Here is a 13,122-nt window from a genome sequence, read left to right on the forward strand (position 1 = left end):
CACAGTGCGAATGGCCTGTCTCTCGTCACCCTAACCCGGCGAATTATTGCTGCTGAAACACACAGGGTGTAGACTTCCCCCTCACCCTGTGAGGCTTCCCATGTCGATACGCGCTGCATTCCGTCCTTCCCTGCCCCTGCTGGCCAGCCTTGCCCTGGCGCTGGCGGCCGCGGGCTGCAAGCGTGCCGAGCGCGAGGAGCCGAAGCCGGCGCCCGCCGTCGTCAAGGAAGCGCCGGCGCGCACCAAAGAGCAGGCGATGGCCGCCCTGCTGGCGGTGCCGGAACTGAAGGCCTGGTCCGAGCAGATCGAGAAGCGCTCCAAGGGCAAGGCGCACGGCGCCGTCATCGAGGACGATCCGGCGCCGCGCGAGATCAACGGCAAGAAGTATTATCAGCTCACGTATGTGGAGAACCGCGCCGCCGACGTGCGCCGCCGCGAGAGCTTCCTGGTCGCCCAGCAGGGCGACGAAATCCTGGTGGAAGACGCCGAGACCGATACCCTGATGAGCTTGCAGGAATGGCGCCGCAACATCGAGCGGGTCGAGCTCAAGAGCGCCAACTGAATCCGGTTACACGAACACGATTGAGCTGCCGCAAACGGCGCCACCAGGCACCGTCTACCTTGATAGAGCCGCTGGTCGTGGCCGGTGCACGTGCCTCCACACGCATGCCGGCCGACCTTCTCCCTGGACCAGCGGCGCCTGCCTCCCGGTCGGCTCGGCGCTAGGCCGCCTGGAGCTCCCGCGCATCCTGCACGATGTGCTCGACGATGAGTTCGCGCAGCCGCGCCGCGGCCGGCGCAAGCTGCTCATGCGAGCGGTGCAAGGCCAATTCCACACGCGGCAATGCCGGCAAACCATGTTCTTCCGGCGCCAGCAAGACCAGGCTCCGCGGCAGGCCAAAGCCGGTGCGTACGCCGATGCCCAGGCCCGCGGCCACGGCGGCCCAGACCCCGCTCAGGCTCGGACTCGCATACACGATCCGCCATGGGATGGCTGCCGTATCCAGGGCGTCGGTGGCGGCCGAGCGCAAGCGGCATGGGGCTTCAATGCTGACCAGGGACAGCGGGCCGTCCTGCGGCGCGGGCCGGCCCGCAGCCAACAGGCTGGCGTCGGCGGGTCCCATCCAATGCAAAGGGTAGCTGCCCAGGATATCCATATGAGGCGTCGGCCCGCGAGTGTGCCAGGCCAGGGCCAGATCAAGCCTGCCGTCGCGCATGGCGTCGTGCAAGTCGGCGTTCCTGCCGACGGTTACCTCGATCTGCACGCCGCGGTGGCCACGGCTGAATTTTCCGAGCACATCGGGCAGCAGGTGATCGCTGAAGTCTTCCTGCAGTCCCAGGCGCACCTTTCCTTCCAGCGCGCTGCCGGCCAGCGCCAGCAGCGCTTCATCGTTCATCCTGAGCATGCGCCGCGCGTAGCCGAGCATGGTTTCACCTGCCGCAGTGAGCACCAGGCCGCGGCCCGACTTCTGCAGCAAGGGCATGCCGGCCTGCTCCTCGAGCTTCCTGAGCTGGGCGCTGACAGCAGACGCGGAGCGGCCGACCTGGTCGGCTGCGCGTGCAAAGCTGCCCAGGTCGGCGCCGGCGACGAAGGTCCGCAGCGCGTCCAGATCAAAATTCACCCTGCGCATATCGTTCGGATTTTCTGAAGTGTTGATCGCAAACTTTGCGATATTCAGCAGTATCTTCCCGAATTACCATGCTCGCGTCAACCAGGAGGAAACGTGATGCAACAGGAAAGCCAGGGAGGGGAAGCATCCGCCGCGCTCGCGGGCAGGGTGGCCATCGTCACCGGCGGCGGCACCGGGATCGGCCGTGCCGTCAGCCGGCTGTTGGCAGCGCAGGGCGCGACGGTGGCGGTCGTGTATTCGCGCAGCAGCGCCGACGCCGAAGAGACCGTCGCGCAGCTGCTGGCAAGCGGAGCACGCGCGCTGTCGCTCAAGGCCGATGTGGCCGACGCACAGGAAGTGGCGCGCATGACGGACGCGGTTGCGCAGCGCTTCGGGCAGATCGACTATCTGGTGAATAATGCGGGCAGCACGCGGCAGCTGCCCTTCGCCGACCTGGACGCCATCGACGACGCGGCCTGGGACGCGCTGTATGCGGTGAACGTCAAGGGTGCCTTCTATTGCGCACGCGCGGCCGCACCTTTCCTGCGCCGCAGCGCCGACGGCGCGATCGTCAACATCGGCAGTATCGCGGGCGAGACCGGCTACGGGTCCTCGCTGCCTTATGCCGTGTCCAAGGCTGCCCTGCACGGGCTGACCCGCTCGCTGGCACGCGCGCTGGCGCCGGCCATCCGCGTCAATTGCCTGGCGCCGGGCGCGGTCGGCACGCGCTGGTGGCAAGGCATGGAAGCGAAGATGCATGCGCTCGCCGGCGACGTGGCGCTGAACCGCGTCTCCACGCCGGAGGATATCGCCGCCACCGTCCTGATGCTGCTTGGCGCACGCTCGATGACGGGACAGGTGGTCCGGGCGGACAATGGACAAAGCCTGTAGGAGCCGCCATGGATTCCGAGTGCTGGAGCGCCTTCCTGCTGGCCTCCCTCGTCACTGCCTTCACGCCGGGCCAGGCCATCCTGCTCGCGGTCTCGAATACGCTGGAACGGGGACGGTCGCACGCACTGGTCAGCTCCAGCGGCAATATCGCCGGCCTGTTCATCGTGGCCGGCGCTGCGGCTGCAGGGCTCGGACTGCTGATGCAAGAGCTGCCCTGGACGCTGCAGGCACTCAGGATCGGCGGCGCGCTCTACCTCATCTACCTGGGACTGCAACCGTGGTGGCCGGCGCGGCCAACGCGGATCGCTTCCGTACCGCGGACTCCCGCGCCAACCAGGCGCGACCTGTTCATGCAAGGCTTGACGGTCGCGGCGACCAATCCGAAAGGCCTGCTGTTCTTCGGCGCGCTGTTCCCCCAATTCGTCGGGACCGGCCCTGGCCTGGCCGCGCGCTTCCTGGCGCTGACCCTGAGCTTCGCGGCCTGCACCCTGGTTGCCCACGCAGTCTACATCCTGGCCGCTCCCTGGGCCGGCGCGCGCCTGCGGGACCGGGTCAGTCCGGCATCGGGCAGGAAGCTGGCCGGCAGCCTGTTCGTCCTGCTCGGCCTGGGCCTGCTGCTGGCGTGACGGCTTCGGTTCAGCTGTCGAGGTGTGAGATCAGGAGCCGGCGCGCCTGCGCTCCCTCCGCATCGCCGTGCTGCCCATCCACCGACATGCCCACCGCCAGGATGTCGATCAGCAGCAGCTGCAGGATGCGCGAGATCATCGACAGGAAACTCGTACTGTCCTCGGCATGGTCGACCGCCAGGCACACGGTGGCCTTGCGCGCCAGCGGCGACTGGCTGTTGCTGATGGCGATCACGTCGGCGCCGGCATTGCGTGCGATGTCGACCGCCGTCAGGAGCTCGGCGATGCTGCCCGAGTTCGACACCGCGATCACGACGTCGCCCGGCTGCAGCAGCTCGGCCGCCAGCTTGAACAGGTGCGAGTCGCCGTAGAGCGAGGTCGGGATGCGGAAGCGGAAGAACTTGTGCTGGCCGTCGAGCGCCACCGCGCGCGAATTCCCCATGGCGAAGAACTCGACGCGGCGCGCCCGGCTCACCAGCTCGATGGCGCGGTCGAGCGCGCGCACGTCCAGCTGGTCGCGGAAACGCAGGATCGCCGACACCGTGTTGTCGATCACCTTGGCCGACAGGTCGTGGGTGCTGTCGCTGGTGCGCACCTGGCTGTGGCGCACGGGAATGGCGCCCGTCAGGCTGCTGGCGAACTTGAGCTTGAAGTCGGCCAGGCCCTGGAAGCCGAGCGAGCGGCAGAAACGGATCACGGTCGGCTGGCTGACGTCCGCCAGGCGCGCGATCTCGGCGATCGGCTCGTTCAGCACCAGGCGCGGCTGCTCCAGCACCAGGCTTGCCACGCGCTGCTCGGCGGGGCTCAGGCCATGGCGCAACTGGGTGATGCGGTCCATCAGGCTGTTGGCGCCACTGCGGCCGCGCAGGTGTTCGGCCAGGATGCTGGCCACGCCGTGCAGGGCGGGATTCGGCGTGGTGATGACGTAGGTCGGGATCTCGGCCAGGTAGCGCGAGAAGCGCCCCTTGGCCTCGAAGCGGGTGCGGAACGGGGAGCTGGCGAACCATTCGCCCATGCGCGGCACGATGCCGCCGCCGATGAAGATGCCGCCAAAGGCGCCCAGGGTCACCGCCAGGTTGGCTGCGGCGCCGCCCAGCATGCCGCAGAAGCATTCCAGGGTTTCCAGGCACAGCGGATCCCCGCTTTCCAGCGCGCCGTCAATGATCTCCGCCGCCCTGCGTGCGGGCGCATGGAAGCTATTCCTCGCCGCCAGCGCGCGGTAGATGATTTCCATGCCCGGGCCGGAGATCAGGCGCTCGTTGGAGACGTGCTGCCACTCTTGCCAGGCATGCTGCAGGATCGCGAACTCGCGCTCGTCGGCGGGGGCAAAGTTGACGTGGCCGCCCTCGCTACCGAGGGTGACGAAACCGTCCTCGGTCGGGATCACGCCCGACACGCCCAGGCCGGTGCCCGGCCCCAGCACGCCCACCACGGCGTTCGGGGCGGGCGTGCCGTGCCCCACCTGCATCAGGTCGTCCCTGGTGAAGCCCGGGATCGCCATCGCCAGCGCGGTGAAGTCGTTGACGATCAGGAGCGTGGCCAAGCCCAGTTCGCGACGCACCGCGTCGGTCGAGAATTCCCAGTCGCGGTTGGTCATGCGGACGAAGTCGCCGCTGATCGGATTGGCCACCGCCAGCGCCGCGTGGTGCAGGCGCAGGTTTGGATGAAACTGCGTGCTGTGGTCGCCCAGGTAGTAGCGCAGCAGCGGAACGATGCCTTCGAAGTCCTCGCATTTCAGCACCCGCACGGCGGTGAAGCTGCCGGGTGCGGTCTGCAACGCCAGGCGCGCGTGGGTGGCGCCGATGTCGGCCAGCAGGCGCGGGCCGTCCGCAAACGCGGTGGCTGCCGATCGTTCCGCCAGCTTTGCTGCGTCCCCGGCGCCGCCCATTATGCTGCGCCGCCCGGGACGCTGCCGAACCAGGCGCCATACGGCGGCAGGGTCACTTTGCCGCCGGCCGCCTGGCCCGGCAGGCCGTGCGACTCTAGCGATTGCGCGCCGCTGCTGGCGGGCCAGTCGAAGCTCACCTCGCGGTTCGACAGGTTGAAGGCGGCCAGCACGCTGTCGATGCCCGCGACGTCGCGGCGCAGGGCCAGCACCGGTTCCGGCGCATCGAAGAAGGCGATCTCGCCGCGGGTCAGCTGCGGCATGGTCTTGCGCCACGCGATGAAGCGGCGCTGGAAGTTCAGCATCGAATCGGGATCGGCATCCTGCTGGGCGACGTTGGCGGCCAGGTGCGGCTCGGCCACCGGCAGCCACGGGGTGCCGCTGGTGAAGCCGGCGTTCGGCGCTTCGTTCGTCCAGGGCATCGGGGTGCGGCAGCCGTCGCGGCCCTTGAACTCGGGCCAGAAGGTAATGCCGTAGGGGTCCTGCAGCAGCTCGAACGGGACGTCCGCTTCGGTCAAGGCCAGCTCGTCGCCCTGGTACAGGCAGGGCGTGCCCTTGAGCGAGAGCTGCATCGCCAGCACCAGCTTGGCCAGCGCCGGCGTCGGGTTCTCTCCGCCCCAGCGGGTCATGACGCGGATCGCATCATGGTTGCCGACCGACCAGGAGGCCCAGCCGTCCTTGACGCGCTCGTTGAATTCTTCGACCTGCTTGCGGATGTGGCCTGCCGTGAACACCGGCGTGAGCAGGTTGAAGCTGTAGGCCATGTGCAGCTTGTCGCCGCCTTCGGTGTACTCGGCCATCTGGGCCAGGGCGTCGTCCGAGCTGACTTCGCCGATCGAGACCGCGCCGAACTCGTTGAGCTGGGCGCGCACCCTGCGCAGGAACTCGACATTCTCCGGCTGGGTCTTGTCGTAGATATGGGCCTGCATGCCGTAGGGGTTGACGTCGGTGACGGTCGAGGTGTCCCGCACCAGCGCCGGCGGGTTGCTGCGCAGCTGGCGGTCGTGGAAGTGGAACACGCAGGCATCCATGCGTACGCCGTCGACGCCGCGCGCGAGCCAGAAGCGCTGGGCGTCGAGGTGGGCCTGCTGCACTTCCGGATTGTGGAAGTTCAGCTGCGGCTGGCTGGTGAGGAAGTTGTGCATGTAGTACTGCTTGCGGCGGGTGTCCCACTGCCAGGCCGAGCCGCCGAACACGGACAGCCAGTTGTTGGGCGGGCAGCCGTCGGGCTGCGGGTCGGCCCACACGTACCAGTCCGACTTCGGGTTGTCGCGGTTTTTCCTGCTCTCGACGAACCAGGGATGGGTGTCGGCCGTGTGCGACATCACCTGGTCGATCATGATTTTCAGGCCCAGGCTGTGCGCCTTCGCGATCAGTTTGTCGAAGTCGGCCAGGGTGCCGAACAGCGGGTCGACGTCGCAGTAGTCGGCGATGTCGTAGCCGAAGTCCTTCATCGGCGACTTGAAGAAGGGCGACAGCCACACGATGTCTACGCCCAGGCTTGCGATGTAGTCGAGCTTGTCGGTGATGCCGGGCAGGTCGCCCACGCCGTCGCCGTTGGTGTCGAGGAAGCTGCGCGGATAGACCTGGTAGATGATGGCTTCTTTCCACCAGTTCGGGTTGTCGGTCGTCGAAGTCGGGGTCATGGCTGCTGTCCGAAGAATGTCAGAAATTCTAGGTAATATACAGGACGATGGAAAAATTTACAATTAGCACAACTCATCCATAAATCCATCAATTCTCTTTATAGTCAATGACTTACAGAAGAATCTCCCACACTGGACACACAGTATAAGTAGCTAAACTACGGGTTATTAATAACTTCTTTGCATCTCAACGATATTTTTATTGCAAAGCTACTCAGCCTCGGCATAGGATCGCGTCTGTTTCGATTTTCCGAGGACGCCATGAATGCTCCAGCCACCAAAGAAGTGAGCAGCGCCGGCCGCATGCCGCGCCAGATCCCCTACATCATCGCCAACGAGGGCTGCGAGCGTTTCAGCTTCTACGGGATGCGCAACATCCTGACGCCCTTCCTGATCTCGACGCTGCTGCTGTTCGTGGCCCAGGACCAGCGCGCCAGCGAAGCCAAGCACGTGTTCCACACCTTCATGATGGGCGTGTACTTCTTCCCCCTGCTGGGCGGCTGGCTGGCCGACCGCTACTTCGGCAAGTACAACACCATCTTCTGGTTCAGCCTGATCTACTGCGCCGGCCACGCCTGCCTCGCCATCTTCGAGCACAGCGTCAGCGGCTTTTACTTCGGCCTGTTCCTGATCGCTTTCGGCTCGGGCGGCATCAAGCCGCTGGTGGCGTCCTTCGTCGGCGACCAGTTCGACAAGACCAACAAGAGCAAGGCAAAGGTGGTATTCGATGCCTTTTACTGGATCATCAATTTCGGCTCCTTCTTCGCCTCGATCTCCATGCCGATCCTGCTGCGCGACTACGGCCCCTCGGTCGCCTTTGGTGTTCCCGGCATCCTGATGTTCATCGCCACGATCGTCCTGTGGAGCGGCAAGAAGAAGTACGTGCACGTGCCGCCAAGCCCGGCCGATCCGCACTCCTTCCTGCGCGTGGTGCGCACCGCCGTGCTGGCGCGGCAGGCGGGCGCGGGCCGTCCTGGCCTGATCGTCGCGCTCGCCGGCGTGCTCGGCGCCCTGGCCGCGCTGACCATGTGGTCGAGCTGGGGCCCGGTGATCGCCATTTGCACGGCGCTCGTGCTGCTGATGGCCTTCATCGGCATCGGCGCCTCCATGCAGCTCGAGCGTGCCCGCGGCGCGCATCCGGACATCGCGGTCGACGGCGTGCGCGCCGTGCTGCGCATCCTGATCGTGTTCGGCCTGGTCACGCCCTTCTGGTCGCTGTTCGACCAGAAGGCCTCGACCTGGATCGTGCAGGCGAACGCCATGTCCACCGAAGTCAACCTGCTGGGCTGGACCTTCGACGTGATCCCGGCCCAGATGCAGGCGCTGAACCCGCTGCTGGTGATGCTGCTCATCCCCTTCAACAACCTGGTGCTGTTCCCGCTACTGAACAGGATCGGCCTGGTGCCGACCGCCCTGCGCCGCATGACCGCCGGCATCGCCTTCTCGGCCCTCGCCTGGATCGTGGTCGGCAACCTGCAGGTGCAGCTCGATGCCGGCGACGCCGTGTCGATCGCGTGGCAGATCCTGCCCTACGCCCTCCTGACGCTGGGCGAAGTGCTGGTCTCGGCTACCGGCCTCGAATTCGCCTACAGCCAGGCCCCGGCCTCGATGAAGGGCGTGATCATGGCCTTGTGGTACCTGGCGGTCACGGTCGGCAACCTGTGGGTGCTGATCGTGAATTCCGGCGTGAAGAACGAGGGCGTCATCGCCCACATCGAGAGCTCCGGCATGGGCGTGATCGCCTTCCAGATGTACTTCTTTGCCGGTTTCGCAATGCTGGCCGCCCTTGCCTTCGGCCTGTACGCAAGGCGCTACAAGATGGTCGACCACTACCGCGCCTGACTTTCAATCTTTTTGGTGGGTCACTGCTGCCTGAACGCGTGGGCGGGAGGACCCACCCACGCTACGATGACTCCACTTCGATACGCTGCACTGGCAGCCGCCGCTCTTGCCTCGTCCGCCCACGCCGCGGTTCCCCTCGCCACCTGCGACAACCCATCGTTCCAGGAAGTGCTGCAGGCTTCCAGCGCCACCTTGGACGCGCGCGCGGTCTGGCTCGACCGCCGCCTCCTGACCTGGCCCGGAGCCGACGCGGGCGCCAGCGTCCGCCTCTACCACTCGGCCAATGCTTCCATCGTGGCCAAGCCCGGCGCCAAGGTGGAAGGGGCCGACGGCGCACTGACGCTCGAGAAATCCGCTGCCAAACTGCCGGTCCGCTTCAAGTACCTGGCGGCCGGCCCGGTGCTGTCGCTGCGTCCGGCCGACCTGGCGCGCATGAAGGACCTGCACCGCGGTCAGCTGGTGCTGGTGCAGGAAGCTGCCGACGGGAGGGTAGTCGCCGCCACCCGCATCCAGGTAGCCGGCGCGCTGGACGACCTGTACGCGGCGGCCGACGGCATCACCGATCTGGGCGCCACGCCGAAACAGGGACGCACGGCCTTCCGCCTGTGGGCGCCGACCGCGCGCAGCGTTGCGATCTGCACCTACGACAGCGCCAGCGGCCGCGCCACCGCCGTGCATGACATGGCCTTCGATGCCCGCACCGGCGCCTGGGCCGCCCAGGTCGCGCGCGACCTGTCGGGCAGCTATTACCGGTATGCGGTCGACGTCGCGGTCGATGGGATGGGCCTGGTGCGCAACCTCGTCACCGATCCCTATTCGGTCAGCCTCACGACGGATTCGAAGCGCAGCTATGTCGCCGACCTGAACGCCGCGCGCCTCAAGCCCAAGGGCTGGGATGCGACCCGCGCGCCGAACACGGTCAAGGCGCAGACCGACATGGTGATCTACGAGCTGCACGTGCGCGACTTCTCGATCAACGACCCGAGTGTTCCGGTGGACAAGCGCGGCAAGTACGCCGCCTTCGGCGAAGCCGGCTCGAACGGCATGCGCCACCTGAAGGCGCTGGCCAGGGCCGGCCTGACCGACATCCACCTGCTGCCGGTCTACGACCTCGGCAGTGTGCCGGAAAAGGATTGCGCCGTGCCGCAGCCTGCGGGCAGCCCGGACGGCGAGAGCCAGCAGGCCTTGACGCGCAAGACCGCGGACACCGATTGCTTCAACTGGGGCTACGACCCTTACCACTACAACGCGCCGGAGGGCAGCTACGCCACAGACCCGTCGGACGGCGCGCGCCGCATCCTCGAGTTCCGGCAGATGGTGATGGACCTGCACCGCGCCGGACTGCGTGTGGGCACGGACGTGGTCTACAACCACACCTTCATCGCCGGCCAGAACGAAAAGTCGGTGCTGGACCGCGTGGTGCCCGGCTACTACCACCGCCTCAACGCGGCGGGAGCGATCGAGCGCTCGACCTGCTGCGACAACACGGCCACCGAGAACCTCATGATGGCCAAGCTGATGATCGATTCAGCCGAGCTGTGGACGCGCCACTACAAGATCGATTCCTTCCGCTTCGACCTGATGGGCCACCAGCCGCGCGCGGCCATGGAGCGCCTGCAGAGGCGCGTGGACAAGGCGGCGGGCCGCCACGTCCAGCTGATCGGCGAAGGCTGGAATTTCGGCGAAGTGGCGGACGGCGCCCGCTTCGTGCAGGCTTCGCAGCTGTCCCTGAACGGTTCCGGCATCGGCACCTTCAGCGACCGTGCGCGCGACGCGGTGCGTGGCGGTTCGGCGGGCGATTCGGGCGAAGCGATGATCCGGCGCCAGGGCTACATCAACGGCCTGGTGTACGACCCGAATGCGCTCGGCGCCGAGCACCCGCGCGTCGACCTGCTGCGCGCGGCCGACATGATCCGCGTCGGCCTCGCCGGCTCTGTCCGCCCCTATTCCCTGCAGACCTTCGATGGCAGCACCCGCAAGCTCGCGGATATCGCCTACGGCAACCAGCCGGCCGGCTACGCGAGCCAGCCGGGCGAAGTCGTGAACTACGTCGAGAACCACGACAACCAGACGCTGTTCGACATCAACGTGCTCAAGCTGCCGCTGCGGACCAGCGCCGCCGAGCGCGCCCGGGTGCAGGTGCTGGGCATGGCGATCAATGCCTTCAGCCAGGGCGTGGCCTATTACCACGCCGGCATCGACACCCTGCGCTCGAAGTCGCTGGACAAGAACAGCTTCAATTCGGGCGACTGGTTCAACCGCATCGACTGGAGCTACCAGGACAACTACTTCGGCACCGGCCTGCCGCCGCAGGACGACAACGGCAAGGACTGGGCGCTGCTCAAGCCTTTCCTGGCCAATGCCGCGATCAAGCCGAAGCCAGCCGACATCGCGTTCGCACGCGACGCCTTCCGCGACCTGCTGGCGATCCGCGCCAGCTCGACCCTGTTCCGCATGCGTTCGACGGACGATATCGTGCAGCGCCTGCGCTTCTTCAACACGGGCGCGCAGCAGCAGCCGACCGTGCTGGCGGCCTGGATCGACGGCAAGGGCTATCCGGGCGCGAACTTCGCCGGCATCAGCTACCTGGTGAACGTGGACACGGTGGCGCACACGGTGGGCGACGCCGCGCTGCGCGGCAAGCGCCTCAAGCTGCATCCGGTGCATGCCGCCGCAAAAGCGGCGGACAAGCGCGCCGTACAGGCGCGTTTCGACAGCGCGAGCGGCAGCTTCACGGTGCCGCCGCGCACGGCAGTGGTGTTCGTCGCCGACTAGGCGAAAGGCCGCGGATCAGGCCAGCGGCCCGACGATGCGGGCGATCTCCACGGAGCCCTTTTCGTCGAAGATCGGGCAAGCCTCGGCCAGCCGCACCGCCTCGTTGAAGTCGGCGGCGCTGATGACGGAATAGCCCGACAGGGAGGCGCTGTTGAGTTTCGGGCCGCGCAGGCGGCTCGGCACCTCGACGCTGCTGTGCGCCAGTCCGCCGCGCTCCACCAGCGCCGCGCCCAGCGAATCGAACCAGGCGGCCCAGCGCTGCGGGTCGTGTTGGGGCCCTTCCGTCTCGTCGACGGTCGATCCGCGGTAAACGATCAGGTATCGCTCCATGCCGGCTCCTCTGCTGAATTGTTCAGCAAAACCATAGCAGAAGCCTTCTCCAGGCGACGCACAGCTCACTCCAGCCGGATGGCGCTGTCGAAGATCCAGGTGCGGCGGATTTCGATGACGTCGTACTGGCGCGCCAGCGCCGGCGGGAAGGGGCCGTAGGGCGCCTGGCTCGCAATGACCTTGCGCACCGCTTCATCGAGGGCGGGAACGCCGCTGGAAGTCACGAACGTCACCTTTTCCACGCTGCCGTCGGCGCGCACCGCCACCGTCACGACGGGACGCACGTGCGGCTGTTTCACCAGCTCGCGCACCGTGTCGAAAGTCTGGTTGAATTCGATCTTGCGGCCCATGGCCAGCGCATACTGGACCAGGTCGGCGTTCGGATCGGCGCGTCCGAACAACCAGCCGCGGCGCAGGCCACTCACGCCCGGGCTGCGGTTGGCGGCGTCGCGCTGGGCTGCTTCCTGGTCGAGCTGCCTGCCGATCGCGCGCAAGCGCTCTTCCCGTTTCGCTTCCTGTTCGGCCCGCTCGCGCTGGGCCTGGTCCCGCTTTGCGACTTCCAGCTGCGCCTGCTCCTGCAGGGCCTGTTCCTGCCGCGCTTTCTCACGCCGCGCAGCCTCCAGCTGCGCCTGCCGGGCCAGCTCCTGCTTTGCCGCTTCCTGCCTGGCAAGCTCCTGCCGCGCCGCCTCACGCCGCGCAGCCTCCAGCTGCGCCTGCCTGAGTTGTTCGTGGCGCTGCATTTCCTTCCGCTCCGCTTCCAGGCGGGCGGCTTCGGCGCGCTCGTGCTCGCGCCGTGCACTCTCCTGCCGCTGAGTCTCCTGCCGGGCAAGCTCCTGGCGTTCCGCTTCCACCCGCGCCGCTTCTTTCTTTACCGCTTCCTGCCGGGCAAGCTCCTGCCGTGCCGCTTCTTGCTGTGCCAGCCTGAGTTGTTCCTGCCGCTGCATTTCCTTCTGCTCCGCTTCCACCCGCGCCGCCTCGTTGTTTGCCGCTTCCTGCCGGGCGAGCGCAAGCAGCCGCTCGCGCTCGCGCGCCTCCTGCTCGACTCGGCGCTGCTCGGCGTCATCGGGCTGACTGGAGGGCATGTCGACAACGCGAGGAGTGTCGGCCTGCCTGAATGTGCTTACGCTGGTCTCGGTCGCCGGTCTCGCGAGCCGGGGCGCTGGTGCTGGTAGTGGAACTGGTGCTGGAGCTGCCACCGGTGCGGCATCCTCGATGACAGGAGAAGGCAGCACGGGCGGCGGCTCGGCCAGCACCACGCGCAGCTCATGCGCGCCGAGGCGCCGCTCTTCCCACGGAAAGCGAAAGCCGGGAAGGCCGAAGCCACTACCCACGCTCAGGCTCAGGAACATGGCATGCACCAGCACGGACACCAGCAGCGCGATGCGCATGCGCCAGGGAAAACCGTGCAGTGGGAGAGCCGTGATCGAGCGGTGCATGTGGCGGGGATGAGGGATGCCAAAAGGCAAAGAATCCGACGATGCTAACACAACAACAGAGCGGTAAAACGTCCAGCGTCG

Annotated in this window: 10 protein-coding genes; 5 read left to right on the top strand and 5 right to left on the bottom strand. The window is 67.0% G+C overall.

Annotated elements, in window-relative coordinates; all coding sequences use genetic code 11:
* The first annotated feature begins 100 nt into the window (after positions 1 to 100).
* On the top strand, positions 101 to 562 hold the full coding sequence (locus LK539_RS03615) for a hypothetical protein (RefSeq protein ID WP_227799534.1): 462 nt from the start codon (positions 101 to 103) through the stop codon (positions 560 to 562).
* A gap of 160 nt (positions 563 to 722) precedes the next feature.
* On the opposite strand, the gene LK539_RS03620 is transcribed toward LK539_RS03615, so the two are convergent.
* Entirely contained in the window at positions 723 to 1,631 is a 909-nt protein-coding gene (locus LK539_RS03620; RefSeq protein WP_227799535.1) for a LysR substrate-binding domain-containing protein, read from the bottom strand.
* A 96-nt stretch (positions 1,632 to 1,727) separates the two neighbouring features.
* On the opposite strand from LK539_RS03620, the gene LK539_RS03625 reads away from it, so the two are divergent.
* Together LK539_RS03625 and LK539_RS03630 are read left to right on the top strand one after the other, a co-directional pair.
* A complete protein-coding gene (locus LK539_RS03625) occupies positions 1,728 to 2,501 on the top strand; it encodes an SDR family NAD(P)-dependent oxidoreductase (protein ID WP_227799776.1) in 774 nt (257 codons plus the stop codon).
* A gap of 8 nt (positions 2,502 to 2,509) precedes the next feature.
* On the top strand, positions 2,510 to 3,127 hold the full coding sequence (locus LK539_RS03630) for a LysE family translocator (RefSeq protein WP_227799536.1): 618 nt from the start codon (positions 2,510 to 2,512) through the stop codon (positions 3,125 to 3,127).
* Positions 3,128 to 3,137: 10 nt separating this feature from the next.
* Here the strand turns inward: LK539_RS03630 and LK539_RS03635 are convergent, their stop codons facing one another.
* A complete protein-coding gene (locus tag LK539_RS03635; RefSeq protein ID WP_227799537.1) occupies positions 3,138 to 5,015 on the bottom strand; it encodes a glucokinase in 1,878 nt (625 codons plus the stop codon).
* Entirely contained in the window at positions 5,015 to 6,658 is a 1,644-nt protein-coding gene (locus LK539_RS03640; protein WP_227799538.1) for an alpha-amylase family glycosyl hydrolase, read from the bottom strand. Before LK539_RS03640 ends, LK539_RS03635 begins: the two co-directional genes overlap by 1 nt.
* A 261-nt stretch (positions 6,659 to 6,919) precedes the next feature.
* On the opposite strand from LK539_RS03640, the gene LK539_RS03645 reads away from it, so the two are divergent.
* Both LK539_RS03645 and LK539_RS03650 read left to right on the top strand, forming a co-directional pair.
* Positions 6,920 to 8,500, top strand: coding sequence for an oligopeptide:H+ symporter (locus tag LK539_RS03645; protein WP_227799539.1), 1,581 nt, complete (start codon positions 6,920 to 6,922; stop codon positions 8,498 to 8,500).
* Between the two features lie 66 nt (positions 8,501 to 8,566).
* Positions 8,567 to 11,275, top strand: a complete 2,709-nt coding sequence (locus LK539_RS03650; RefSeq protein WP_227799540.1) for an alpha-1,6-glucosidase domain-containing protein — start codon at positions 8,567 to 8,569, stop codon at positions 11,273 to 11,275.
* A gap of 15 nt (positions 11,276 to 11,290) precedes the next feature.
* Here LK539_RS03650 and LK539_RS03655 read toward each other — a convergent pair whose 3' ends face one another.
* Both LK539_RS03655 and LK539_RS03660 read right to left on the bottom strand, forming a co-directional pair.
* Positions 11,291 to 11,605 carry a hypothetical protein gene (locus LK539_RS03655; protein ID WP_227799541.1) on the bottom strand — a complete coding sequence of 105 codons (315 nt, stop codon included), beginning with the start codon at positions 11,603 to 11,605 and terminating at the stop codon, positions 11,291 to 11,293.
* A 65-nt stretch (positions 11,606 to 11,670) separates the two neighbouring features.
* A complete protein-coding gene (locus LK539_RS03660) occupies positions 11,671 to 13,041 on the bottom strand; it encodes a TonB C-terminal domain-containing protein (RefSeq protein WP_227799542.1) in 1,371 nt (456 codons plus the stop codon).
* Between the last annotated feature and the right edge of the window lie 81 nt (positions 13,042 to 13,122).

Source organism: Massilia sp. IC2-476 (genome assembly GCF_020707295.1).
GTDB lineage: Bacteria > Pseudomonadota > Gammaproteobacteria > Burkholderiales > Burkholderiaceae_D > Telluria.